The 22,505-nt window shown below is 59.2% G+C and carries 25 protein-coding genes; 10 read left to right on the top strand and 15 right to left on the bottom strand.

Features of this window, described 5'->3' with window-relative positions; all coding sequences use genetic code 11:
- Positions 1–45: 45 nt before the first annotated feature.
- Entirely contained in the window at positions 46–1,587 is a 1,542-nt protein-coding gene (locus ACZ25R_RS10475; RefSeq protein ID WP_472460935.1) for a malonate--CoA ligase, read from the bottom strand.
- A 162-nt stretch (positions 1,588–1,749) separates the two neighbouring features.
- Positions 1,750–2,058 carry a PsiF family protein gene (locus ACZ25R_RS10480; RefSeq protein ID WP_223613014.1) on the bottom strand — a complete coding sequence of 103 codons (309 nt, stop codon included), beginning with the start codon at positions 2,056–2,058 and terminating at the stop codon, positions 1,750–1,752.
- A gap of 437 nt (positions 2,059–2,495) precedes the next feature.
- Between ACZ25R_RS10480 and cml the strand changes: the two genes are divergently transcribed.
- On the top strand, positions 2,496–3,701 hold the full coding sequence (cml, locus tag ACZ25R_RS10485) for a CmlA/FloR family chloramphenicol efflux MFS transporter (protein WP_472460936.1): 1,206 nt from the start codon (positions 2,496–2,498) through the stop codon (positions 3,699–3,701).
- 63 nt (positions 3,702–3,764) lie between these two features.
- Here the strand turns inward: cml and ACZ25R_RS10490 are convergent, their stop codons facing one another.
- Positions 3,765–4,286 carry a hypothetical protein gene (locus ACZ25R_RS10490; protein WP_472460937.1) on the bottom strand — a complete coding sequence of 174 codons (522 nt, stop codon included), beginning with the start codon at positions 4,284–4,286 and terminating at the stop codon, positions 3,765–3,767.
- Positions 4,287–4,591: 305 nt separating this feature from the next.
- Between ACZ25R_RS10490 and ACZ25R_RS10495 the strand changes: the two genes are divergently transcribed.
- The 3 genes from ACZ25R_RS10495 (at position 4,592) to ACZ25R_RS10505 (ending at position 7,275) form a co-directional block, all read left to right on the top strand.
- Entirely contained in the window at positions 4,592–5,437 is an 846-nt protein-coding gene (locus ACZ25R_RS10495) for a MetQ/NlpA family lipoprotein (protein WP_472460938.1), read from the top strand.
- Between the two features lie 118 nt (positions 5,438–5,555).
- Positions 5,556–6,638, top strand: a complete 1,083-nt coding sequence (locus tag ACZ25R_RS10500) for a methionine ABC transporter ATP-binding protein (RefSeq protein WP_472460939.1) — start codon at positions 5,556–5,558, stop codon at positions 6,636–6,638.
- The gene (locus ACZ25R_RS10505; protein WP_472460940.1) at positions 6,619–7,275 is read left to right on the top strand and encodes a methionine ABC transporter permease; all 657 of its coding nucleotides are present in this window, start codon (positions 6,619–6,621) and stop codon (positions 7,273–7,275) included. Before ACZ25R_RS10500 ends, ACZ25R_RS10505 begins: the two co-directional genes overlap by 20 nt.
- Here the strand turns inward: ACZ25R_RS10505 and ACZ25R_RS10510 are convergent.
- The 6 genes from ACZ25R_RS10510 to trhA all read right to left on the bottom strand — a co-directional run bounded on the left by ACZ25R_RS10510 (position 7,272) and on the right by trhA (position 13,354).
- A complete protein-coding gene (locus ACZ25R_RS10510; RefSeq protein WP_472460941.1) occupies positions 7,272–8,594 on the bottom strand; it encodes an LLM class flavin-dependent oxidoreductase in 1,323 nt (440 codons plus the stop codon). The two genes, ACZ25R_RS10505 and ACZ25R_RS10510, sit on opposite strands and share 4 nt — an antisense overlap.
- A 65-nt stretch (positions 8,595–8,659) precedes the next feature.
- Entirely contained in the window at positions 8,660–9,412 is a 753-nt protein-coding gene (locus tag ACZ25R_RS10515; RefSeq protein ID WP_472460942.1) for an ABC transporter permease, read from the bottom strand.
- Positions 9,409–10,350, bottom strand: coding sequence for an ABC transporter ATP-binding protein (locus ACZ25R_RS10520; protein ID WP_472460943.1), 942 nt, complete (start codon positions 10,348–10,350; stop codon positions 9,409–9,411). Before ACZ25R_RS10520 ends, ACZ25R_RS10515 begins: the two co-directional genes overlap by 4 nt.
- Positions 10,347–11,504, bottom strand: coding sequence for an ABC transporter permease (locus ACZ25R_RS10525; RefSeq protein WP_472460944.1), 1,158 nt, complete (start codon positions 11,502–11,504; stop codon positions 10,347–10,349). Before ACZ25R_RS10525 ends, ACZ25R_RS10520 begins: the two co-directional genes overlap by 4 nt.
- 71 nt (positions 11,505–11,575) lie before the next feature.
- Complete coding sequence (gene osmF, locus ACZ25R_RS10530; RefSeq protein WP_288193157.1) at positions 11,576–12,487, bottom strand: glycine betaine ABC transporter substrate-binding protein OsmF; 912 nt, start codon at positions 12,485–12,487, stop codon at positions 11,576–11,578.
- Positions 12,488–12,697: 210 nt separating this feature from the next.
- Complete coding sequence (gene trhA, locus ACZ25R_RS10535) at positions 12,698–13,354, bottom strand: PAQR family membrane homeostasis protein TrhA (protein WP_472460945.1); 657 nt, start codon at positions 13,352–13,354, stop codon at positions 12,698–12,700.
- A 447-nt stretch (positions 13,355–13,801) separates the two neighbouring features.
- Here trhA and ACZ25R_RS10540 point away from each other — a divergent pair, with 447 nt between their 5' ends.
- Entirely contained in the window at positions 13,802–14,503 is a 702-nt protein-coding gene (locus ACZ25R_RS10540; RefSeq protein WP_464660876.1) for an antifreeze protein, read from the top strand.
- Between the two features lie 56 nt (positions 14,504–14,559).
- Here the strand turns inward: ACZ25R_RS10540 and ACZ25R_RS10545 are convergent, their stop codons facing one another.
- From ACZ25R_RS10545 to ACZ25R_RS10565, 5 genes are all read right to left on the bottom strand, one after another.
- The gene (locus ACZ25R_RS10545; RefSeq protein ID WP_472460946.1) at positions 14,560–14,865 is read right to left on the bottom strand and encodes a hypothetical protein; all 306 of its coding nucleotides are present in this window, start codon (positions 14,863–14,865) and stop codon (positions 14,560–14,562) included.
- 480 nt (positions 14,866–15,345) lie between these two features.
- Complete coding sequence (locus tag ACZ25R_RS10550) at positions 15,346–16,089, bottom strand: GGDEF domain-containing protein (RefSeq protein WP_472460947.1); 744 nt, start codon at positions 16,087–16,089, stop codon at positions 15,346–15,348.
- Between the two features lie 111 nt (positions 16,090–16,200).
- Positions 16,201–17,436, bottom strand: a complete 1,236-nt coding sequence (locus ACZ25R_RS10555) for a sensor histidine kinase (RefSeq protein ID WP_472460948.1) — start codon at positions 17,434–17,436, stop codon at positions 16,201–16,203.
- 2 nt (positions 17,437–17,438) lie between these two features.
- Positions 17,439–18,095, bottom strand: a complete 657-nt coding sequence (locus tag ACZ25R_RS10560) for a hypothetical protein (protein ID WP_472460949.1) — start codon at positions 18,093–18,095, stop codon at positions 17,439–17,441.
- Positions 18,095–18,742 carry a response regulator transcription factor gene (locus ACZ25R_RS10565; RefSeq protein WP_288193163.1) on the bottom strand — a complete coding sequence of 216 codons (648 nt, stop codon included), beginning with the start codon at positions 18,740–18,742 and terminating at the stop codon, positions 18,095–18,097. Before ACZ25R_RS10565 ends, ACZ25R_RS10560 begins: the two co-directional genes overlap by 1 nt.
- Before the next feature lie 189 nt (positions 18,743–18,931).
- Between ACZ25R_RS10565 and ACZ25R_RS10570 the strand changes: the two genes are divergently transcribed.
- The 4 genes from ACZ25R_RS10570 (at position 18,932) to ACZ25R_RS10585 (ending at position 20,848) form a co-directional block, all read left to right on the top strand.
- Complete coding sequence (locus ACZ25R_RS10570; protein ID WP_223613031.1) at positions 18,932–19,306, top strand: hypothetical protein; 375 nt, start codon at positions 18,932–18,934, stop codon at positions 19,304–19,306.
- A 110-nt stretch (positions 19,307–19,416) separates the two neighbouring features.
- Positions 19,417–19,911 (top strand): hypothetical protein, encoded by a 495-nt coding sequence (locus tag ACZ25R_RS10575; protein WP_472460950.1) that lies wholly within the window; start codon positions 19,417–19,419, stop codon positions 19,909–19,911.
- 117 nt (positions 19,912–20,028) lie between these two features.
- A complete protein-coding gene (locus ACZ25R_RS10580; protein WP_472460951.1) occupies positions 20,029–20,619 on the top strand; it encodes a TetR/AcrR family transcriptional regulator in 591 nt (196 codons plus the stop codon).
- A 10-nt stretch (positions 20,620–20,629) separates the two neighbouring features.
- A complete protein-coding gene (locus ACZ25R_RS10585) occupies positions 20,630–20,848 on the top strand; it encodes a YjiS-like domain-containing protein (RefSeq protein WP_472460952.1) in 219 nt (72 codons plus the stop codon).
- A gap of 81 nt (positions 20,849–20,929) precedes the next feature.
- Here the strand turns inward: ACZ25R_RS10585 and ACZ25R_RS10590 are convergent, their stop codons facing one another.
- On the bottom strand, positions 20,930–21,571 hold the full coding sequence (locus tag ACZ25R_RS10590; RefSeq protein WP_472460953.1) for a glutathione S-transferase family protein: 642 nt from the start codon (positions 21,569–21,571) through the stop codon (positions 20,930–20,932).
- A 313-nt stretch (positions 21,572–21,884) separates the two neighbouring features.
- Here ACZ25R_RS10590 and ACZ25R_RS10595 point away from each other — a divergent pair, with 313 nt between their 5' ends.
- Positions 21,885–22,493: a PadR family transcriptional regulator gene (locus ACZ25R_RS10595; protein ID WP_464660861.1), complete on the top strand. Its 609-nt coding sequence runs from the start codon at positions 21,885–21,887 to the stop codon at positions 22,491–22,493.
- Positions 22,494–22,505 lie beyond the last annotated feature (12 nt).

The raw sequence follows: 22,505 nt of genomic DNA on the forward strand, positions 1-22,505 counted from the left end.
CTGCTAGTGGTCCTTTGATTCTGACATTTGCCTGAACGGCCTGTATCAACGGGATGCAAATGTCAGAATCGGACCACTTGCATAGAGATTGCCATACTGTTCGCGCAGCACGTTCTTCTGCACCTTGCCCATGGTGTTGCGCGGCAGGTCATCGACGAAAATGATCCGTTTGGGCTGCTTGTAGCGCGCAAGGCGATCCTGCAGCGCGTCGAGAATGGCTTTCTCATCGATGTCGGCGCCGGGGTGCCTGACCACGACGGCGGTCACGCCCTCGCCGAAATCCGGATGGGCAACGCCGATCACCGCGCTTTCCACGACGCCCGGCAGTTGATCGATTTCGGTTTCCACTTCCTTGGGATAGATGTTGTAGCCGCCCGATATCACCAGATCCTTGCCGCGGCCGACAATGTGCACATAGCCACCCGCATCGATCTTGCCGAGATCGCCGGTGATGAAGAAGCCGTCATCGCGGAACTCCGCCTTGGTCTTCTCCGGCATGCGCCAGTACCCCTTGAACACATTCGGCCCCTTGACCTCGATCATGCCGGTTGCATCGGCCGGGAGCATCGCGCCGGTTTCCGGATGGGTGATACGCACGGCAACGCCTGGAAGCGGGAAGCCGACCGTTCCGGCAATCCGCTCGCCGTCATAGGGATTGGAGGTATTCATATTGGTTTCCGTCATGCCGTAACGTTCCAGAATGGCATGGCCGGTGCGCTGCTGGAATGCGCGGTGCGTATCGGCAAGCAGAGGCGCCGAGCCGGAGATGAACAGCCGCATTCCCCGGACGGCATCGCGGGTCAGTCCCTCATTCTGCAAAAGCCTGACATAAAAGGTGGGAACGCCCATCATGGTGGTGGCGCGCGGCATCAGCGATAGGATTTCCGCCGGGTCAAACTTCGGCAAGAGGAACATTGATGCGCCGGACATCAGGATGACGTTGGTGGCGACGAAAAGCCCGTGGGTGTGAAAGATCGGCAGGGCATGGATCAGGCGATCCTTGGCTGTAAACTGCCAGTAGGCCCGCAATGTCAGGGCATTCGACAGGAGATTGTCATGGGTCAGCATCGCGCCTTTGGAACGGCCTGTGGTGCCCGATGTGTAGAGGATGGCGGCGAGGTCGTCCGGTGCTCTTGGACTGTCGGGAAAATCCGCCGGTTGACCGCTTGCGATATGCATGAGCGAGCCGCCGCCGTGGTCATCGAGCGTCTCAACCAATGCTCCATATTTCGATGCCACGGCCTTGATGCCATCGGCTGCCTGCGGCGTTGCCACGACGAGACGCGGTTCGGCGTCACCGATGAAGTAGTCAAGTTCAGCGAGGGTGTAGGCGGTGTTCAACGGCAGATAGACCGCACCGCAGCGGATGCAGGCGAGATAGAGCATCAACGCTTCGGCGCTTTTTTCCACCTGAACGGCCACCCGGTCGCCGGGCACAACGCCCAGGTCGCTGAGGGCGCCCGCAAACTGGCCGGAGCAGCGCAGCATGTCGCCATAGGTCCATGTGCGGCCGTTGCCTGTTTCAATGAACACCGTGTTGCCGGCGGGAATGGTATGCCGGATGGCGTCAAACAGGTGGTTGCTCATGAACTCAGTTCCTCGTCGTTTGCTGTGTTTTTGCCGCGGCGCAAACGACTGTAGCAGAACGCAAACGATACCGCCCAAGCGATATCGGGCTGAAAGCCTGACAGGCGGGTATAAATTGGCGGGAGGCGGATTTGCCGCTCCCGCCAGCAGAGAGATCAGGCGTTAGCTCTTGCCGCCGTTCTTCTTGCATTCGGCGCGGAACTTGTGGCGTTCCTTGCCGTGCAGGCCCTTGGCATCAGCCTGAGCCGAGCAAGCCTTTGAGATGGCTGTCTTGGCCGGAGTGGTGGTTGCTGTGGCAGCCGGGGCAGTAGCGGGCTTCTTGGCCATGGAATTGGCCGGCGGCTTCATCGTGGTTGCCGGTGCGGTTGTGGTCGCTGGCGCTGTCGTTGCGGGGGCTGCAGTCTGTGCCATTGCGCTTGTGCCGACAAAGGCAAGGATCGCGGTGGCGGTAAGGGTGGCAACTAGTCTCATGGTCGTTTCCTTTGAGTTACAAACCCGTTTTGTAGCGCGTCATGACGCGAAGTTTTCTCGCGCTACGGTTGCACCTGAGCACTGCTTGCATTTCGCCAAGCCCTTGCAAATCAATGAGATGCGCGGCGCTATACGTCATGCCAACATTGCTCGAGTCACAGAATATTGATCGACCGTGTTTTCTTTGTGTGCATCAACATTAATTTTTTTCCATGAAACGGCCATGTTTGCGGTTGCTTGACGCTCGAACATCACGGCTCTATATCGGCGCTTCAACCGAGAGCTGCACCGACGATGAAAGCCACCACGCTCGCAACCCGCTAGGCCGTAACAACCGTTTTCAACCGTTGTTGCGGCATTCAAAGCTCTCACCATGCTTCTTGCGTTGGGATCAATGATCGCCGCCGAACTTTCCTGTTCGCGTGGGATTTTTTGTTATGCTTTACCCCAAAATTTGGACTTATTCGCTGCCGGCGGCCTTGCTGCTGATGGCTCCCTTTGACCTGCTCGCTTCGCTGGGCATGGACATCTATCTGCCCGTCGTCGTCCGCATGCCCGCGGTTCTTCGAACCACACCGGCAACAATCCAGCTTACACTCAGCCTGTACATGATCGTTCTTGGCTGCGGGCAATTGCTGTTCGGCCCGCTGGCCGACCGAATCGGGCGCAGGCCCGTCCTGCTCGGCGGGGCGCTTCTGTTCGCACTTGCCTCCGCCGGATTGGCCATGACCAGTTCGGCCGGCGTTTTCATAGCGCTGCGTGTTCTCCAGTCGGCGGGCGGGGCGGCGGCCCTGGTGGCAACCTTTGCCACTGTCCGCGACGTCTATGCGGCGCGGCCGGAAGGCGCCATCATCTATGGCCTGTTCGGCTCCATGCTGGCCTTCGTCCCGGCTTTCGCACCCATGATCGGCGCGCTGGTTGACCATATGTTCGGTTGGCGGGCCGTTTTCTGGCTGCTCGCCGGCCTTGCTGTTATGTCCGGGCTGCATGCGTTTCTGCGTTGGCCCGAAACATGTCCGGTACAGACACATCCCGCGACACTCCAAGGCAGTTTTGGCAGGGTGTTCTCCAGCGTCACGTTCTGGACCTATACAATGGGTTTCAGCACGGCCATGGGGACATTCTTCACCTATTTCTCGACGGCGCCGCGCATTCTCATGCAGGCGCTTGGCCTGTCCTCGACCATGTTCAGCCTCGTCTTTGCAACCGTTGCCCTTGTCATGATCGTGTGCAGCCGCTTCGGCGGTGCATTCGTCCGGCGTTGGGGGCAGCAGGGATGTCTGGTCAGGGGCATGGCATTGTTCCTGGCCGGCGCGGTGTTGCTGATTGCGGGGCAGATGGTCCTGCCAATCTCCGTTGCGGCGTTCATGGTGCCGATGTGGATCATGGCGTGCGCCATATCATTGACATCTGCCGTTGCGGCAAACGGGGCCTTGCACGACTTTGGCGATATAGCGGGAACGGCGACAGCCATCTACTATTTCATCCAAAGTGTGATTGTCGGGGCTGCTGGGACGCTGGCTGTGGTCCTGCTTCCAGAGGCGAGCTTTTGGCCTGTTGCGGTGTTTGCAGCCGTCGCGGCCGTTGCCACGCTTGGCCTGGCAGGCCTGTGCGGACCTGATGAAAAGCATGTAACCCTTTAATCGCACTGCATCATTTGCGATCCCGACCAGATGACGGCCGGGGTCGCGGATATGGCAATCCGCTCATGCCCTGTAGGAATGCAGTTCCGGATCGAGCTCCACCTCCACCACATTGGTGAAGACCGCCGTGGCGATCATGATGCCGGCAAAGGCGACCAGGTTGACCAGCGTCGGCTCGTCATAACGCGCGGCCAATTTGCTCCACAGCCTCTCGGGTACCGCATTGGCATCGGCAACGACGGCCTTGCCGAAGTCCATCAGCACCGTTTCATCCGCATCCGGGACGATGGCCTCGGGCTGCAGGCCGGAATCGATCAGGGCGCGGCGGAAAAAGGTAACGGGCACATCCGCATGGCTTGCCTGCGCGATGGCGAGCGACAGAAGCCAGATGGCGCGATCCGGCAGGGCCGGGCGCAGCAGATCCCGCAAGGTGAACCATTCGGCATAGATGCGGTGGGCGACGGGTGAATGCAGCATGATGCGCTTCATATTGGTCATGCGTCCGCGCAACTGCAGCTCCCGGTCATGCTCCGCGCGAACATCCGGTGCAGCGTGTTCATAAACGATCGGGGAAATGCGGCTCATGGGAAATATCCCTCTGTAATAGGTTTGCGGGGGGTAGCGGGGCAGGATGCTCAAAGGCATATATTTTCTGGCGGCGGTGCGCCATGCAAAACCCGCTGGCAGATTCATTTCGCGGCAAAACCCGGATGTATTCCACATTGTGGAAAATTCTAGCTCCGGTTGCGGCAATTGTTGAAAGGTTTTTCGCCTGCTGCTCTGCACAAAAGATAGCCATCCCTCGCTCAATCCGTGTGCATTCGCGAATATCCGGGACGAAACAAGACGTTTCTCTTTTCGCTATTCACACTGCCTACGGGGGCCAGCACATGACAAAAACCATAGAAAATCTCGGAAACAACGGGAAAATCACGCGGCGCGCCGGCCTGTTTGCGCTGGTGGCTTCGGCCATCGCCATTGCCAGCTTCATCGCGCCACAGCCATCCCAGGCGGCTGACAAGGCCATCAAGGTCGGCATCATCAGCGGTGAGGACGAAGATGTCTGGAAAGTCGTGACGGCGGAAGCCGCCAAGAACGGCCTGAAAATCCAGACAGTCGTTTTCAATGACTATACCCAGCCGAACGAAGCGCTGGAACGTGGCGATCTCGATGCCAATGCATTCCAGCACAAGCCCTATCTCGACAATCAGATCAAGACGCAGGGCTACCACATTGTTCCGGTCGGCTATACCGGCGTCTGGCCCATCGGCCTTTATTCCAAGAAGTTCAGCAAAATCGCCGAACTGCCGCAAGGCGCCGTGATCGGTGTGCCGAATGATCCATCGAATGAAGGCCGCGCCCTGCGGGTGCTGGAAGACCAGGGCGTCATCAAGCTCAAGCCCGGCACGGGCATTCTCGCTACCATCGCCGACATTGCCGAGAATCCGAAGAAGGTGAAAATCAAGGAACTCGACGCCGGTATCGTCGGCCGTTCGGTCGAAGATCTCGACGCAGCCGTGGTCAATACGGATTGGGCGCTGAAGAGCGGTCTGACACCGGCAAACCGTATCGCCCAGGAAAAGATTGCCGACAATCCTTACCGCAACTTCATTGCCGTGAAGGCCGGGCAGGAGAAGGAGCCTTGGGTGAAAACCCTCGTGTCCTCCTATCAGAACGACAAGGTCAAGGCTGAATTCGACAAGGTGTACAAGGGAACAGGTATCAGCGCTTACTGATAACCGGTTGATCTTACAAGCAATCACGACAAAGCGGTTCGCAGCATCGATATATGCCGCGGGCCGCTTTCCCGGTTGAGGCGGGTGTCGTTGCGGCATCCCTCCAAGAGGAAAACAGATGAACTCGCATGTCTCCGTTCCCGGCCAGACGGGTGCAATCATGGCCGACACGCCGCTTGCCGACGCTGTCGTGCGGCTTGAGAATGTCAGACGGCATTTTGGGGACACACCGGCTTTGGACGGTGTGTCGCTGACCGTCCGCAAAGGTGAAATCCTCGGCATCATCGGCCGCAGCGGCGCGGGGAAGTCGACGCTGATCCGCTGCCTCAACGGGCTGGAACGGCCGGAATCCGGCGCCATTTTCGTCGAAGGCAGGCAGATCACCGGGCTCAGCGAGCGGGAGCTGCAGCCCTTCCGCCGCCGTATCGGCATGATCTTCCAGCACTTCAACCTGCTGTCGGCCAAGACGGTGGAAGAAAATGTGGCGCTGCCGCTGAAGATCGAGGGCCGGCCGAGGGCGGAACGTCTCAACCGGGCGCGCGCGCTGCTCGATCTTGTCGGCCTTTCCGACAAGGCAAAGGCCTATCCATCCTCCCTGTCCGGCGGGCAAAAGCAGCGCGTCGGCATTGCGCGGGCGCTGGCGGCACGCCCGGCGTTGCTGCTTTCGGACGAAGCGACATCCGCGCTTGATCCCGAGACAACCCGTTCGATTCTTGCGCTGCTGAAGGATATCAACCGCAAGCTTGGCCTCACCATTCTGCTGATTACGCATGAGATGGAAGTGGTCCGCTCCATCGGGGACCGCGTGGCGGTCATCGACGCCGGAAAGATCGTTGAGGAGGGACCCGTCTGGTCGGTGTTCGCCGATCCGCAGACGGATATCACCAAAAGCCTGCTGGCGGGTATTCGCCCGCAGCTTCCGGCGCATATCGCCGATGCCCTATCGCCGGAACCCGGCGGCGAAGCCGTGCTGGGCGTCGATCTCGCCGGTGCGGCGGCGCAGGGCACCTTGCTGGCCGAGCTGCCACGGCCGTTCCGCCTGCTGCACGGCGGTGTCGATCATGTGCAGGACCAGGCGGTCGCCCGGCTTTATCTTGCGGTTCCGGCAGCGCCCGCCGGTGCCGTCCAGACATTCATTCAATTTCTCGAGGCCCGTTCGGCCCGTGTGGAGGTGCTCGGCTATGTCACCGGTCATGCTTGATCTTCTCGTTCAATCCATCTGGGAAACGCTTGTCACGACCGGCGCCTCCGGTCTGATCTCGCTGGCCGCCGGTTTGCCGCTGGGCCTCGCTCTCGTGGCAACGGACCGTGGCGGCATTGCACCCAATCCCTGGGTCAACAGCGTGCTCGGTGCTGTCGTCAACGCCTTCCGGTCCGTGCCCTTCATCATCCTGCTGGTGGCGCTGATCCCGGTGACGCGGCTCATCGTCGGAACGTCCATCGGCACGTGGGCGGCCATCGTGCCGCTGTCCATCGGCGCGACGCCCTATTATGCCCGCATTGCCGAGGTGTCGCTGCGGGAAGTCGATCGCGGGCTGATCGAGGCGGCACGCGCCATGGGCGGCAACCGCTGGACGATCATCCGCGAAGTGCTGGTGCCCGAAGCGCTGCCGGGCATCGTTGCCGGGTTCACGGTAACGCTGGTCACCCTGATCGGCGCATCGGCCATGGCCGGTGCCATCGGTGCCGGTGGTCTAGGTGATCTGGCCATCCGCTACGGTTACCAGCGCTTTGAAACCTCGATCATGATTGCCGTGGTGATCGTGCTGATTGTCCTTGTCTGCGGCATCCAGTGGGTGGGCGACAGGCTGGTCAAGCGGCTCGATCACCGCATTTAGAAAAAGCGGTTGGCGGGGCGCTGCAGGCCAAGATTGTCGCGCAGCGTCCTGCCTTCATACTCAGTGCGGAAAATGCCGCGCCGCTGCAGTTCCGGCACGACCTTTTCGACGAAATCATCAAGACCTTCCGGCAGATAGGGAAACATGACGTTGAAACCGTCGGAGCCTTCCTCCTCAAGCCATTGCTGCATCTCGTCGGCGATGGTTTCCGGCGTGCCGACAAAGGCGAGACCGGCATAGCCGCCCAGCCGCTGCGCCAGCTGGCGCACCGTCAGGTTCTCCCGCCGCGCCAGATTGACCGCGCGTTCGAGGCTGCTCTTGCTGGCATTGGTGTCGATGATCTCGGGCAACGGCCCATCGGGATCGAAACCTGAGGCATCATGGCCAAGCGCAATCGACAGGGAGCCGACGGCATTGGCATAGTGCACGAGGCTGTCGAGATGCGCGCGCTTTGCCTTGGCTTCCTCAACCGTATCGCCCACCACGACAAAGGCAGCGGGGAGAATTTTCAACTGATCGCGCGGGCGTCCGATTTTATCCATGCGGGCCCTGATATCGGCATAGAGGCTTTGACCATCGGCAAGACGGGCTGGCGCGGCAAAGACCAGTTCGGCGGTTTCGGCCGCAAGCTGGCGCCCCGGCTCCGATGAGCCCGCCTGCACGATGACCGGCCAGCCCTGCACAGGACGGGCGATGTTGAGCGGGCCGCGCACCGACAGGAATTCGCCCTTGTGGTCGAGCACATGCATGCGCTCCGGGTCGAAATAGATGCCGCTCTCCGCATCGCGGATAAAGGCATCATCGGCAAAACTGTCCCACAGCCCCGTAACCACATCGAAGAATTCCCGGGCGCGGCGGTAGCGCTCATCATGCTCCATGTGATCCTCCAGCCCGAAATTGAGCGCGGCATCGGGATTGGAGGTGGTGACGATGTTCCAGCCAGCACGTCCGCCGCTGATATGGTCGAGCGAGGCGAAGCGGCGGGCGATGTGATAGGGCTCGTCAAAGGTCGTCGAAGCGGTGGCGATCAGCCCGATATGCTCGGTGGCGCCCGCCAACGCGGACAGCAGGGTGAACGGTTCGAAGGATGTCACGGTGTGGCTGCGCTTCAGCGCTTCCACCGGCATGTTCAAGACGGCCAGATGGTCGGCCATGAAGAAGGCGTCGAACTTGCCGCGCTCCAAGGTCTGGGCGAAACGTTTGAGGTGGGTGAAATTGAAGTTGGCATCGGCATAGGCACCGGGATACCGCCATGCGCCGGTATGGATGCTGACGGGCCGCATGAAGGCGCCAAGATGCAGCTTGCGTGTCGTGCTCATCGCATGTCCTTTTACAATCCTGCCTGTGAGGGGAACAGTCTGTGGCTCGTTTGCATATGGGGTGGTCAGCTTTGCTGGAGAAGGCCCATGCGCCGCGAAATGAAACGTTCCATCGCCGACAATCCGTCATAGATCATGACGGCGAGAACACCGACGATCAGGCCGCCCTGCAGGACAAAGGAAAGGTTGTTGGATTGCAGCCCGGCAATGATCACTTCGCCCAGCGTTTTGGCGGCAACCGTTGAGCCGATGGTGGCCGTCGCCAGATTGATCGTCACGGAGAGGCGTATGCCGGCAAGAATGATCGGCATCGCCAGCGGCAGCTCTACTTTGACAAGCCGCTGCCAGCCGGTCATGCCGACGCCGCGCGCCGCATCGGTGACGGTCGGCGGCAGGGTGGTCAGGCCGGTCAGCGAATTTTCGAAGATCGGCAGTAATCCATAGAGAAACAGCGCGATCAGCGTGGGCTTTTCACCAAAGCCGACGGCGGGGACGGCAAGCGCGAGCACGGCCACAGGCGGAAATGTCTGGCCGATGTTCACCAGACTGCGGGACAGCGGCAGAAACTCCGCGCCGAAAGGGCGCGTGACCAGAATGGCCAACGCGACGGCCACAATGGTCGCGCCCGTCGTTGCAATGGCAACGGTGCGCAGGTGGAGCAGCGTCAGGGTCAGCAGGCTGCCCTGATTGTAGATCACCGGAGCGTTGTTCTGCGTCAGCGGGCGAAAGATGGGTTCAAACCAATCGGGCCGCAGGAGAAACACGATCAGCAGCACCAGAATGCCGATGCGCAGAATGGTGGGCAGGCGCAGTTTCATGCGGCGGGCCTTGATGCCCGCTTGACCAGGCCATCGACGGTGACCCGGCCGATGGCTTTTCCGGCCTCGTTGACGACAGGCAAAGCGGGGCGGCCCGACCAGAGAAGCTCGGCCAGGGCATCGCGCTGGGTGGCGGAGGCCGGAATGGCTTCGCCCTCGGCTGTGCCGGGTTCCACCGCATCACCCGCAGGGCTTAGAGACAGAAAGCGGAACGGCCGGTCGCCGGTGCCGACCAGCGTCGCGACGAAATCCGTTGCGGGATTGGCGAGAATTTCGGCTGGCGTCGCATATTGCAGCAGATTGCCGCCATCCATCACCGCGATCCTGTGGCCGAGATGGATCGCTTCCTCCATGTCATGCGTGACGAGAATGATCGTGGTGCCGAAGCGCTTCTGGATGGCGAGCAGGTCCTCCTGCGCCTTCGATCGTATGACGGGATCGAGCGCGCCGAAGGGCTCGTCCATCAGCAGGACATTGGGTTCGGCTGCCAGCGCCCGGGCAACGCCGATGCGCTGCTGCTGGCCGCCGGAGAGTTCATGCGGATAGCGCGGGCCGAATGTTTCCGGGTCGAGCTGGAACAGGGCAAGCAGTTCACGCACGCGGGCATCGATCCTGGCCTTGTCCCAGCCGAGAAGCTCGGGAACGACGGCGATGTTCTGCGCCACGGTGCGGTGCGGGAAAAGGCCATGCCCCTGAATGGCGTAACCGATGCGGCGGCGCAGTTCGTATCCGGGGAGGGTGCGGTTGTCCTCGCCATCGAGCTTGATCACCCCCGCTGTCGGTTCGACCAGCCTGTTGATCATGCGCATCAGCGTTGTCTTGCCCGAGCCCGACGTGCCGACGATAACGGTGATCGTTCGCGGCTGGACGACCAGCGAGACGTCGTTGACGACCGTTGCAGCACCATAGCGCTTGGTGATGTTCTCGATTTCAATCATGCGGATGTCCTCGAGTGAAAGGGGGAACTGAGTTCGACCGCCGCGTCGAGAATGATGGCTGCGGCAAAGGCGAGAAGCACGGTGGGAACGGCCCCGAGCAGAACCAGGTCCATGGCGGTCTGGCCGATGCCCTGAAACACGAAGACGCCGAAACCGCCGCCGCCAATCAGCGCGGCGATGGTGGCAAGGCCGATGTTCTGCACAAGGACGATGCGCACTCCGGTCAGGATGACGGGAAAGGCCAGGGGAAATTCCACCCGGAACAGGCGCTGCCATTCCGTCATGCCGACACCACGCGCGGCATCATTGGCCTGTGGCGGCACGCCGGCCAGACCGACCACGGTGTTGGCCACCACCGGCAGCAGGGAATAGAGAAACAGCGCGACGAAGGCGGGCGCCATGCCGATGCCCTTGATGCCGATTTCCGCTGCACCCGGCACGTGTGCAGCGATCCAGCCGAGCGGGGCGATCAAAATGCCGAACAGAGCGATGGACGGGATCGTCTGGACGATATTGAGAACGTTCAAAACGACAGCGCGCAGCTTCTGCACCCGGTGACACAGGACGCCAAGCGGTATGCCGACGATCACGGCAGCGGCGAGCGAGCCGAGTGCCAGCGTCACGTGCTTGCTGGCCTCCGCCCAGAAACTGTCGGCGCGGGCGCTGTATTCCTTGAGAATCGACAACTTGTCCCAGCTGCCGGTGAACAGGACAAAACCGAGGAAGGCTCCGGCCAGGACCAGGACGAGGATGCGGAACGGCGGTGTCGGGCGCAGACGCGTCAGGGCATCCGCCGCAAGCAGGGCGAAGGCAAAGAGCAGCAGCCAGAAGCCCGATGCGGGAGACACGCGCGCATAGGTGTTGCCGGGCGGTGTCAGGTGGTCGGCCGCCGTGCCGATCAACAGGAGGAGGGCGGCCAAGGCGGCAAAGCTGGCTGCCAGCCGCAGTGTCGAGGGCGTGCGGAACAATCCAACGAGAACGGCTGCTGCAATGACCGCCAGAAGCGTGGGGCCCGCCCAGGAGGGCAAGGCCGCCAACAGCGTTTGCGGTTCACCGGCGACGATCCGGTTGGCACGGAACGTGGCGAAGGGTGCCGCCGCCACGGCATATCCGGCGATCAGGGCAATCGCGACACCGAGTTTGTCCAGACGCACCGCATGGCCTCCTTTTCACCGGAACAGGGTGAGATTCCGATTGGCGCACCCTCTTCCGGCAAAGAGCGGATTTACTTGAGGAAGCCGTTTTTCTTCAGAAAGTCTTCCGCAACGGCCTTTGCCGGTTCACCGCCGACCTGTACGCGGCCGTTGAGTTCCTGCAGCGTGACAAGATCGAGCTTTTCGAACACCGGCTTCAGCAGGGCTTCGATCTGCGGATGTTCCTTCAGAACCGCTTCGCGAATGATCGGCGCCGGCTGGTAGACCGGTTGAACACCCTTGTCATCCTGAAGAACCACCAGCCCGGACGGCGCAATGCCGCCATCGGTGCCGTAAACCATTGCCGCATTGGCACCGTTGGTCTTGTTGGCCGCAGCGGCAATGGTCGCGGCGGTATCGCCTCCGGAGAGAGTGATCAATTGTTCGGGTTTCAGTTTGAAGCCATAGGTTGTCTGGAACGCCGGCAGGGCTGCAGCCGAATTGACGAATTCGGAGGAGGCGGCAAGCACCACCGTTCCGCCCTTGGTGACATATTTGCCGAAGTCGGAAAGGGTTGCCAACTTTTCCGCGTCCGCCACTTCCTTGCGCAGGGCAATGGCCCAGGTATTGTTGGCGGGCGAGGGTGTCAGCCAGACGATCTTGTTGGCATCGTAGTCGAGTTTCTTGGCGGTCTGATAGGCCTTGGCCGCGTCTTTCCAGGCTGGATCATCGGCCTTCTCGAAGAAGAACGCGGCATTGCCGGTATATTCGGGATAGATGTCGATTTCCTTGGCCGTGATCGCCTTGCGCACGATCGGGGTGGCGCCCAGTTGGATGCGATCGGTGGTTGGAATCTTATTTGCGTTGAGAACGGCCAGGATAATGTTGCCGAGGACACCGCCTTCGGTATCGATCTTGGAAGAAACAACGACCTGCGCACTGGCAGATCCGAGAGAAAGCGCCAGAGCAAGCGCCACGCCGAGAAAGGTTTTGCTGGTAGACATTCTTTTCGTTCCCTTTGCATATCCCGAGTTGAGGCGACCTTTTAATCACGATTACAGTGATCGGTCCGGGCATTTATTTTCGCGAAAAGATCATGCAACGAAAAATTTGCAGCTTTTCGTTCGCCCGTGAGCTTGTCCTATTTCAGGCGATGTCTCAAGCCTGATATGTCAGCATTTATCGCCGGAATGGCAGGAGTGTGCCGGGCGGATTCAGGCGACCGCCGTGCATATGGCGGCAAAGTGAATGCTTGCCGCCGTCAGAACGAAGCCGTGCCATATCGCATTGTGAAAGGGCAGCCGTTCCAGCACATGAAAGATGACGCCGAAGGAGTAGACGAGGCCGCCGGCGAGGATCAGCCACAAGACCGTGGCGGACAGGGCAATCGTCAGTTCCTGATAGGCGGCAACGCCGCTCCATCCCAGGGCGAGATAGAGAACAATGGAAAGCCTGTCGAACCTGTTGGGCATCAACAGCTTCAACAGGACGCCGGCTATGGCAATCGACCAGACGATGGACAGGAGCCACCATGTGCCGCTCTTGGCCATGAGAGGGGTATAGGTACCGGCGATCAGCAGATAGATGGCCGAATGGTCAAAGCGCCGCAGAAACCCCTTGGTCGGGGAAATCGGCCATATGTTGTACATCGCCGACAGAGCCATGGAGAGAACAAGCGTCGCCAGATAGATGGCGGTCGCCGCATAGGCGCCGGCGGTTGCTTCCTCCGGAACAAAGGCAAGCAGTAGAATCGATCCGACGATTGCCAGCGTGACACCCGCTATGTGGACGACGCCATCGGCCCACAATTCTGCCACGCTATAGTTGCGGAAGGTGAAAACCGGCAGCGGGCGGGGCGAGGTGGTGGGCAATGCGGCGTCCTTGATGAAACAGTTTTTCCGGAGATTAGGCGTTTATCCCATATAACAACGAAAGACCGTGCTGCGTAAATGCCGCATAAATGTGTCTTGGCGGCAAGGATCCATTCAGCAACTGCAGATTGATCTGCGCACCTGCGGACGGTTATTCGCAGGCGATTCTTTCGATCTGGTCCGATTGCTTTTTCTCCGGCCATTTTCTTGTTATTTGCCGGACATGTTTGATAAAGTAGTATTTTAACAAAACTCGTTCGTAATCATTTGAAATCTTGTAATAATTTGTCATGTTTGGTGAATATTTTCCCCGAACGATTCTGGTTGGTTACTTCTCCAATTTAAGCCATAATCATTTCATCACATGGGAAGACTATGGGTTCTGGGGAAACCTGTAGTTGGTGACAGTTTCTGAATCTGCACTGTTGAAATTGAGGGAGTTCAAAAATGACTATCACTCGGAATCTCATACTCGCCGGAATTATTGGCGCGGCATCATTTACGGTTGTGCCAGCCTACGCACTGACCGCAAAGGAATGCAGTGTCAAATATCAGGCGGCCAAAACAGCCGGTACGCTCGGCAACGTGAAGTGGAACGACTTCCGTAAGACCCAGTGCGCCGATGCTTCACCGGCCGCTGCAGCAGCGCCGGCGGCTCCTGCTGCCACGACCAAGCCCGCTGCCAAGGCGACAGCCGCAGCACCCAAGGCCGCCGCGCCAGCCGCTGCAGCCGCACCGGCTGCGACAGCCACGGGCCTGAGCATGAAGGACTGCAGTGCCAAGTATCAGGCTGCGAAAACCGCCGGTACACTTGGCGGCATGAAGTGGAATGATTTCCGCAAGGCACAGTGCGCCGCCGGTGCAACAGCTGCCGCTGCTCCTGCTGCTGCCGATGAGACGGCACCAACACCGCAGACGGCGACCTACAAGGATGAACCGCCGGCAGCCACGACCGCTGCTCCAAAGGGCGTTGTTTTCCCGAGCGCCGTTTCCAGCAAATATTCCACCGAAAGCGCCGGCAAGGCCCGTATGCAGACGTGCCTTGAACAGTATTACGCCAACAAGCAGAACAACACGCTTGGCGGCCTCAAGTGGATCCAGAAGGGCGGCGGCTATTACAGCCTCTGCAATTCCCGCCTGAAGGGCTGATTACGGCAAACCAAAACAAAAAGCGGGATGAATATCCCGCTTTTTCCTTTTGAGCGCTATCGGGTGAAGTCTTTCGCTTTTTCCGTGCCTGCCGGATCGGGCAGGAGCAGTGCGGGACTTTCCCCCGCGCCCGGACCATGCCGGAGAATGTGAACGCGGTTATCCGCATCGCGGTGGATGGAATAGACAAGCTCGCCGTCAAAACGTCTTTCCACCTTCCTGCTCTCAATCCGGAAGCGCAGCGTCAAGGCGACGAGCGCCAGCACGAAGGCGGGCGGAACGATCAGCCACAGAATTTTGAGCCAGTCGGATAGCGACTGGTACGTATCGAACAAATCCTGCCAGAAATTGTAATTGTCCATGTTCACTCCCTTGTCTCGCGAGGAAAGTGGTCACCCGAGGTTTGGCCTCTGGTGACCGGGAGGTTCGTAAGCCGCCGCAAGACGACCGCCACGGCCTTTAAGCCGAAGCTCTGGACATACGCCGGGGCCCCCCCGGCCATAGGGCTGAGGAGGTGCCTTTGCGGTCGACACCGACCGCTTGCGGAGGGGTTACGAGCCCCAAGACCGATCCGTTTCGACCGGTCTCATCGCGGACCATAGTGGGAAAGTTCTGCAGGTGAAAGGGGTTAGGGTGCCAGTTTGTGTTGATGGCTGCAAAACCTCTGGTGCGTGGTTCGACAAGCTCACCATGAGGGAGTTGGGTGGGCTGCAATGCCAATCGCAAAGGTTGCAGAGTATAACTCCCTGCAATCCTCACCCTCCCTCATGGTGAGCTTGTCGAACCACGAACCACGCACCAAAAAATGTGCAACGGGAACACCTGAACCGGACGAAAATGCCCTAGCCGTAAACCACGCGGTTGCGGCCCTGATGCTTGGCTGAATAGAGATATTTGTCCGCCACCGCCAAGGTTTCCTCGAGCGATTGTCCGGGTTCATGCAGGGCAATGCCGATGCTGACGGTGGTTGACGTTCTGTCGAGTTCCAGTTCCCGGCCGATGGTGCGGGCGGCTATGAGGATTTTATGCGAGATCCAGTTGGCCCGGCCAAGATCCGCATCGGTCAGAAATACGGTAAATTCCTCGCCGCCGATCCGCGCCGCCAAATCCCGTCCGCCGATGTTCGCCTTGATCACCTGGCCGATCTCATGGATGACCTCGTCGCCGGTGGCATGGCCAAACCGGTCGTTGATTGCCTTGAAATGATCGGCGTCGATGTAGAGGAGGGCCCCGGCACTGTCCATGGGCCTTGACGCGAGAAACAAGCGCTGCGTCTGCAGATAGAATTCCGCCCGGTTGAGAAGCCCGGTCAGATCGTCACGGCGGGATTCCAGATCAAGCTGCGCGGCCAGCTGCTTCAGCTTGAAGTTCAGGCCGATAAGGAATGCGCCAAGCGGGAGGCTGACCAGCACAACGATGACGGTGGTGACGCCGACAACGCGATAGGGCGTCTGCAGGCCAATCACGAAAAAGGCCAGGGCAGCCAGAATATCTGATGATATGGTGGCCATGCCAACCATGATCGCGACCTGTCTCAAGGGCGAGAGCGCGCCGAATTTGGTCATCCATAGAGTGTAGATGTTCATCTGATTTGCCGGGCCGGTTGAAAGCACCGGTATTCAAGCCCGAAACAAATGAAGAAAGCCATGCCCGCTTGTGTTTAATTCGAATTATTCTGTTCGGAAATGGCCAGCACCCTAACTGTCCAGGGCGTAACTGATGCGCACGGTGGTTCCGACATCGGGCGTCGAGGTGATTTTGAACTTGCCGGCCATGGTTTTCACCAGTTCCATGCAGTTGGTCAGTCCGAGACCAAGATGAACGCCTGCCTTGGTTGAAAAGAACGGCTCCTTGGCCTTGGCAAGCGTCGACGGGCTCATGCCGATGCCGTTGTCGGCAACGACCAGTATCAGCCGCGGGCGCTGCAGAAAGCGCCGGTGGATACTGGCCTTGATGGCAATGACGGGGGTGGCGCGGGTGGCGACGGCGTTGATCGCATTGCGGACAAGTTCGTCGATGATCAGGTGGAACTGCGACGCCGGAATAAGCGAATTGCGCGCGGCCTGATCGATGTCCAGCTGCAGGTTGACCGCGCTCTTCGACACGATGTCCGCAAGCAATTCGCCCAATGGCACCTTGCGGAACTGCGTCTTGGAATGCCCGATCATCATCAATCCCTCATTGATGCTTTCAAGCTCGGCAATGGTGTTGCGGGCCGCCGCGGTCATTTCAGAGGACGGAATGGCGTTGTTGCCGACATAGCCGAGAAAAAGGCGCAGGGCGGCAATCCGCGTCCGGGTCATGTGGGCAAACAGGGTGGAGAAAGAGCGGATATGCTGATCCTTGCGCCGCGCCAGAAGGCTGCGCTGATGCATGAGCAATCCCACCAGGATAAGTGCGCCGGCGGCGCCCAGGAGCTTGTTTCTGGCGACGTCCGCGGCAATTGTCGCGGTTCCCTGAAGGGTGATGCTGTGAGCCAGCGTCGAACCGGCAGTGCGAAAAATGTCCGTTTCGATTGTCTGTATGGTTTTCAGCGCCTTGTCGAACTGGTTTCCCGCCTTGATCTGCGGAACCAGTACGGTATCCACCGTCGAGATCGTCTTTTGCAGAGCCGCAATATCGGGTGCATCGAGGAACCGGTCGGCATAGTCCAGCTGCTGCAGCGATTTGAGGTTGAAGTTCATGAGCGTGACCTCCGACAGCAGGCGCGGCTCGACTTCACCTGTCCGGGTTGCCAGCGTCAGGTAACCCTTGATGCTGGCAATCTTTTCGCGCGCCTGCGAAGCCCGGACCTGGACCTCGAAGCTCTGGCTCATGATTTCGTTTGACTGGATACGATACGTGTCCGCCCGGATGAATGACCAGCAACACACCAAAGCTGCGCTGATCAGAATGATGTAGAAGAGCGGATTGAGGTACTTATCCAGCTTCATGTTCAGTCAACCGGACGGATCGAGGTAACAAACCAAACCCATATGGTGTTGCGTGCGGGGACGTAAGCTTTCGGAAGCTTGGAGAGTGGCCAGACAATATAAAACGGGCCGCCATCATCGAGCGACAACGGTCTGAAATCCTGATCCTTGGTACAGGCCCCGCTTTGCTTGTCGGCATCGGTACAAGCTCTCTCGATTGCGATGATGGGCGCAAATTCAACAACTTCTTCCATCGTGACTTTTACAATGAAATTGTCGAATGCAGCAACTTCGAGATTGGCTTTGTCGCCGATTTTGTATTTCGCAATCATTTCCTGCAGGGAAGGGCCGCGAAAATGCACCTTTGCCCCGTTGGTCCAAGGCGTTTCCGTGACCAGATCATGCATGGGAAACTGCTGCCTCAGCTGCTCCTGGGTAAAGGTCCCCAGAGGCTTGCCTGACGTATCCTGCATTTGAATGACCGCAGGGTCGTCATTGGCGGATGCCGTGCCGTACCAGAGCGGCGAACCGATCCACAGTGCCGCGAAAAAGAATGCAAGATATTTCCAGGCGCGCGATGCGCCTTTGTCTTCGTTGGAGATGGCGGCAGGGAAGGGTTCTTCCGACACTGCCTTTGCCATCGATTCTTCAGTTTTTTTAATGTCCAGAGCCAACCCCATTATAACCCCTTTGGTAGGAGCCCGGTTTTTAAAAGCTTTGCGCGTGCTCGCTTGTAGTATTTTTCTGCGGATGCCGCGTCTATATCAAAGCGTTCCCCAAGCTGTTCGTATATTTCCTTGCGGCTGATCCCCGACGGTCTTTGTCGCATCCAGCCGAGTATTTCCTGTTCACGCGGCGTGAGGCCAGAATGGTAAAATTCCGGTGGAGCCGTTGTTTCGTTGGACAACCTCACGCTGTAGCCCCGTTCTGCAACCTCCTGCAGAACGTCTACGAGGGCTCCGGGCCTTATATTGTTCTTGGCGAGGTAGCCAACCACGCCAAGTTTCTGACAATGCTCCCATTCTTCATCCGTATCGGAACCCGTGACGACAAAATGGATTGCGTCCGGTGAAAGATCGAGGATGACTTGTACAACGTCCAAGCGGTCGTCCTGCGATTTGGGGTCATAGCCGGGCATGCCGGGGTCAATGACCACAAGGTCGAACTGATGCGACTCCAGCAGGTCCAGTGCAATGGTGACATTGGCCGCGCCGTGAACAATGGATGCCGGCAATGCTGCCTGCAATTCATGGATCAGGGCCAGCCTCATGAGGTGTTGATCTTCAATGACCAGCACATGTGTATGCTTGGACGTTTGTTCCGACATCGCTCTCACGCGTACCAACAGTTGCGCGCCACTCTGTTCAAATTACAGCAGTTGCGTCTACAGAGTAGTGCGATTTATGCAAAGCGCAAAATAGGGACAGGGTTGTCCCTATTTTTCTGGACATAACCGCATAGTGTTCCGACCGAAACGCGAAACGGTGCATTGAGTTGCATTGAGAGGGTATGCGGCGTGACTTTGGCTATCATTACCATCGATGGTGTCCGGGTTGATCCGACCGAACGCGTTGCTTCGATTGCAACTGTGCTTGAATGGCACAGGCATTCCAGACGTGAATTGCAATGGATTGTCCGGACATGCACCGATCGTGCGGACTCCGAACAGGACAACGCATCGTCAGACCGGCGCCTGGCGGCGGCAACCGACGCGGAACATCGCGCGCGCGTTGCCATGTTGCGGTATCCGGCAAAAACGCTGGAAGAATTTGCGGCGAAGGCACAGCATATCTGTTCTCTTCTGCTGGAGGACGATGACAGTTTGGACAAGTACGAACTGTTTTCAATCCTGCAGAGGCTGATCGCACAACCACAGTCGGAATGCCAGTAAATCGAACCGGTACATGCGGTGAAATTCTGGTCCTGCACGCGTGACAGGACTTCGCATCGCATAGGAAAACGCCTCCTCAAGTGCCTCCATTTTCGAGGGAATCGACCACTATGCCGAGCAATTGGGATAAATCCCAACCTATAGATGCCCATCCGGAAACCGCAAAACTGATCCAGGGTGCGGAAGCGGTCATTCAACAGGAGATCGGACCGCTGGCCGCGCTCTGCGATGCGTTGCGCCTGCGTCTGGATTCGTACCACAGTGCCGCCAATGCGGCTGAGCGTCTCGAGCGATGGCGGCTAGCGGTCGCCCTGCACAGCGAGATCATGGAAGTCTGGAAATCGGCGTTTCTGAATGCGCGGGCCGCCGTGGACGCCTATCTCGCCAACTGTGATCTGGGCACTTTTTTCTCCTGCCGCGAAATTCTGGTGGCATCCCTGCATGGGCGCTGCAAACCCTCCGTCGGCATTGCATTGTCGGTGATGCAATTTGAAAGCGAGCGCAACCTGCGCAGATTGGCAGATGCTTCGCCCGACACGGTGACGCACAGCGAGCCTGTCGACCGGCGGTTCCTTCGGGCGGCGGCTGCGGGCCGGCATCGGTAATTTTCGCCCCGTTTTCCACGAGGGGTGCACAAGGCCTGCCGTCCGGCAGGCCTTTTTGCTTTTATGCGCATCATCCGGGTGTTTGACTTTACTAGACGACTGGTCTATTCTGCCGGAATGGCAAAGACTGACACACGTACCGTGCTGATTGAGGAAGGGCTGAAAGCCCTGCTTTCGCATGGCTATGAAGGGGCGGGCATCGGCCCCGTGCTCAAATCGGCTGGGGTGCCGAAGGGCTCGTTCTATCATTTCTTCGCCAGCAAGGAGGAATTTGCCTCCGCGGTCCTCGGCTTTTATACCGAGGGCAACCAGATTGTCCGGACGCGGATCCTGGGCGATGAAAGCCAGACGCCGCTCAAACGCCTGCGTGCCTATTTCGAATATTACGAGCAGGAATTCGCCCGGGAGAATCCGATTGGCGGCTGCCTGCTCGGCAATCTCGCCCAATCGATTGCCGCCCACAGCGACGTTCTCAGGCAGGAACTGCACCGGGCTTTTGCCGCGTGGCAGCGCGATTTCCAGACGGTTCTGCGGCAGGCGCGCGCGCAGGGCGAATTGCCCGCGCATCTCGATCCCGACGAGACGGCAGCCTTTCTGATCGATGCCTATGAAGGGGCGCTGGTCCGCATGAAGACCGAAGGCAGCATCGCACCGCTCAAGCGGTTCACGACCATGACGCTCGATTGCTTGCTCACAAACCATCCATAGGAGATTTATCATGTCCCACATAGAGACGACTGGTCTACTAGAAGAGCGTAGCGGCAGAGGGTTTGCGGCATTCGTCAAAACCGCCACGACGGCTATCTGGAACATCCATCTGCGTTATCGCGGAGAGCGGGCGGGCGATCCGCGGGTCAGCAAGCTCAGCGATCATCTGCTCGACGATATCGGGATAACGCGGGAGCAAGCGCGGGAAATTGATCGTCGTCGCCGCTGATTGGGCCGCAGACGCATGTGTGTGACGCGGTCACCGATACGCCGCGGCACGCCTCTTCATCGGCTCAGGGGGCAAGTGGCACTACAACGTCGGTGATCGCTCCGCCCAAGCTTTGGTTGCTTGGCAGATATCCATCGCTCGGGCGTATGCCGGGCGTGCTGTCGTGCGGGCGAGATAGGCACGCTCGACTGAACCCGGGGTATAGTTGCCGGTGCGCAGACCAAGCAGGAGAGCGTAGCTCACTGAAATGTCAGCAGCGGTGAACTGGTCTCCGGCGAGAAACGGGCGATCTGCGAGACGCCGGATGACCAATCCCAGCCGGCTGTGAAAGGTCTCCAGGGCCCAGTTTGTGACCCTGGCATTTCGCTCCGCTTCGGGCGCGAGCGCACGACCTACGAAGACGGCGTTCATTGGTTCAGCGAGCCCAGCCTCTCCCAAATGGAGGAATTGCAGATAGGCGGCAAAGGCCGGATCATCCGGGGCAACGGCGAGCGGGCTCGGGCCATGGCGGGCGAGCAGGTATTCGAGGATCGCGATCGATTCGACCATGACCGTCTCGCCGTCCTGTAGCGCCGGGATAAAGCCGGCGGGGTTGATGGCAAGAAAATCGGGATCATTCCCGACCGTGAGCAGATCGACCGGGCGCAGCCGATACGCCACTCCCAATTCCTCAAGCAGCCAAACGACACGGAACCCACGACCTTCGCCATAGACAGTGAGCATACTTGAGCGTCCTTACGTTGGCTTAAGCGCTTCATTCGCAGGAGCGAGATTTCCGCATATACTGCTATCGCCCGGCCGCGATATGCGCAAGGCTCGTCACACACGCGCCATCATGCGGCGCCGGTCCTCCGTTCACGGCCTAGCCTGTTTTTGCGGTTTCCGGGCCATTTTGCCGGTTCGCACTGCAATTTTTTCCTCAGCACAATCATGCACGTAGCTCTTCCAACGGAGCAAACGCCCGATGCATATTGAAGTTTGTATTTACAGATAGGCTCAAAAGATATATCGTTTGTGCATGAAAGGAGAATTTGCAATGTTTGGAAATTGTCATCACGAACGGCACGAACGCGATGAGCGTTTTGTCATGTACGGCATGGGACGCGGCTTTGGCCGCCACGGCGGCGGTCACGATGGCCCCGGCGGCGGCGGACGTTTCGGCCGCAGGGGCGGCGGAGGCAGGGTGTTCGCATCGGGCGACCTGCGTCTGGTTCTGCTGGCACTGGTCGCCGAGCGGCCGCGCCATGGTTATGAGCTGATCAAGGACATCGAAGAGCTGTTCGGCGGCGCCTATGCGCCGAGCCCCGGTTCCGTCTATCCGTCCCTGACTTTCCTCGAGGAAATCGGACAGGTAACGGCTGCGGCGAGCGAAGGCTCGAAAAAGCTTTATACCATCACGGAGGAGGGGCTTGCCTATCTCGCCGAGAACAAGAACCTGGTGGATGCGGTCCGCACGCGGATGGGCATGGTTGCCCGTTCCATGGCCGGACAGCGCGCACCGGAGGCCATCGCCCACGCGATGGACACGCTGCGCACCGCGCTCCACCTGCACAGTCACGGCTGGGATGCGGAAGAGGCGGACCGGGTTCGCAAGATCCTCGAGCAGGCGGCGCTGGATATAGAATCAGGCAAGAAAAAAGACTGATGTCTAAACCCA

The sequence above is a fragment of the Phyllobacterium sp. RCAM01083 genome (assembly GCF_055685835.1).

Excerpts from the sequence above, each read along its gene's own strand:
- ACZ25R_RS10500 (WP_472460939.1), top strand. The coding sequence starts at position 5,556 with ATGAACTCGCATGTCTCCGTTCCCGGCCAGACGGGTGCAATCATGGCC.
- ACZ25R_RS10595 (WP_464660861.1), top strand. The coding sequence starts at position 21,885 with ATGTTTGGAAATTGTCATCACGAACGGCACGAACGCGATGAGCGTTTT.
- ACZ25R_RS10510 (WP_472460941.1), bottom strand. The coding sequence starts at position 8,594 with ATGAGCACGACACGCAAGCTGCATCTTGGCGCCTTCATGCGGCCCGTC.
- ACZ25R_RS10520 (WP_472460943.1), bottom strand. The coding sequence starts at position 10,350 with ATGATTGAAATCGAGAACATCACCAAGCGCTATGGTGCTGCAACGGTC.
- ACZ25R_RS10540 (WP_464660876.1), top strand. The coding sequence starts at position 13,802 with ATGACTATCACTCGGAATCTCATACTCGCCGGAATTATTGGCGCGGCA.
- ACZ25R_RS10480 (WP_223613014.1), bottom strand. The coding sequence starts at position 2,058 with ATGAGACTAGTTGCCACCCTTACCGCCACCGCGATCCTTGCCTTTGTC.
- ACZ25R_RS10545 (WP_472460946.1), bottom strand. The coding sequence starts at position 14,865 with ATGGACAATTACAATTTCTGGCAGGATTTGTTCGATACGTACCAGTCG.
- ACZ25R_RS10550 (WP_472460947.1), bottom strand. The coding sequence starts at position 16,089 with ATGAACATCTACACTCTATGGATGACCAAATTCGGCGCGCTCTCGCCC.
- ACZ25R_RS10555 (WP_472460948.1), bottom strand. The coding sequence starts at position 17,436 with ATGAAGCTGGATAAGTACCTCAATCCGCTCTTCTACATCATTCTGATC.
- ACZ25R_RS10565 (WP_288193163.1), bottom strand. The coding sequence starts at position 18,742 with ATGTCGGAACAAACGTCCAAGCATACACATGTGCTGGTCATTGAAGAT.
- ACZ25R_RS10590 (WP_472460953.1), bottom strand. The coding sequence starts at position 21,571 with ATGCTCACTGTCTATGGCGAAGGTCGTGGGTTCCGTGTCGTTTGGCTG.
- osmF (WP_288193157.1), bottom strand. The coding sequence starts at position 12,487 with ATGTCTACCAGCAAAACCTTTCTCGGCGTGGCGCTTGCTCTGGCGCTT.
- ACZ25R_RS10505 (WP_472460940.1), top strand. The coding sequence starts at position 6,619 with ATGTCACCGGTCATGCTTGATCTTCTCGTTCAATCCATCTGGGAAACG.
- ACZ25R_RS10495 (WP_472460938.1), top strand. The coding sequence starts at position 4,592 with ATGACAAAAACCATAGAAAATCTCGGAAACAACGGGAAAATCACGCGG.
- ACZ25R_RS10580 (WP_472460951.1), top strand. The coding sequence starts at position 20,029 with ATGGCAAAGACTGACACACGTACCGTGCTGATTGAGGAAGGGCTGAAA.
- ACZ25R_RS10515 (WP_472460942.1), bottom strand. The coding sequence starts at position 9,412 with ATGAAACTGCGCCTGCCCACCATTCTGCGCATCGGCATTCTGGTGCTG.
- ACZ25R_RS10490 (WP_472460937.1), bottom strand. The coding sequence starts at position 4,286 with ATGAGCCGCATTTCCCCGATCGTTTATGAACACGCTGCACCGGATGTT.
- ACZ25R_RS10560 (WP_472460949.1), bottom strand. The coding sequence starts at position 18,095 with ATGGGGTTGGCTCTGGACATTAAAAAAACTGAAGAATCGATGGCAAAG.
- ACZ25R_RS10575 (WP_472460950.1), top strand. The coding sequence starts at position 19,417 with ATGCCGAGCAATTGGGATAAATCCCAACCTATAGATGCCCATCCGGAA.
- ACZ25R_RS10475 (WP_472460935.1), bottom strand. The coding sequence starts at position 1,587 with ATGAGCAACCACCTGTTTGACGCCATCCGGCATACCATTCCCGCCGGC.
- ACZ25R_RS10585 (WP_472460952.1), top strand. The coding sequence starts at position 20,630 with ATGTCCCACATAGAGACGACTGGTCTACTAGAAGAGCGTAGCGGCAGA.
- cml (WP_472460936.1), top strand. The coding sequence starts at position 2,496 with ATGCTTTACCCCAAAATTTGGACTTATTCGCTGCCGGCGGCCTTGCTG.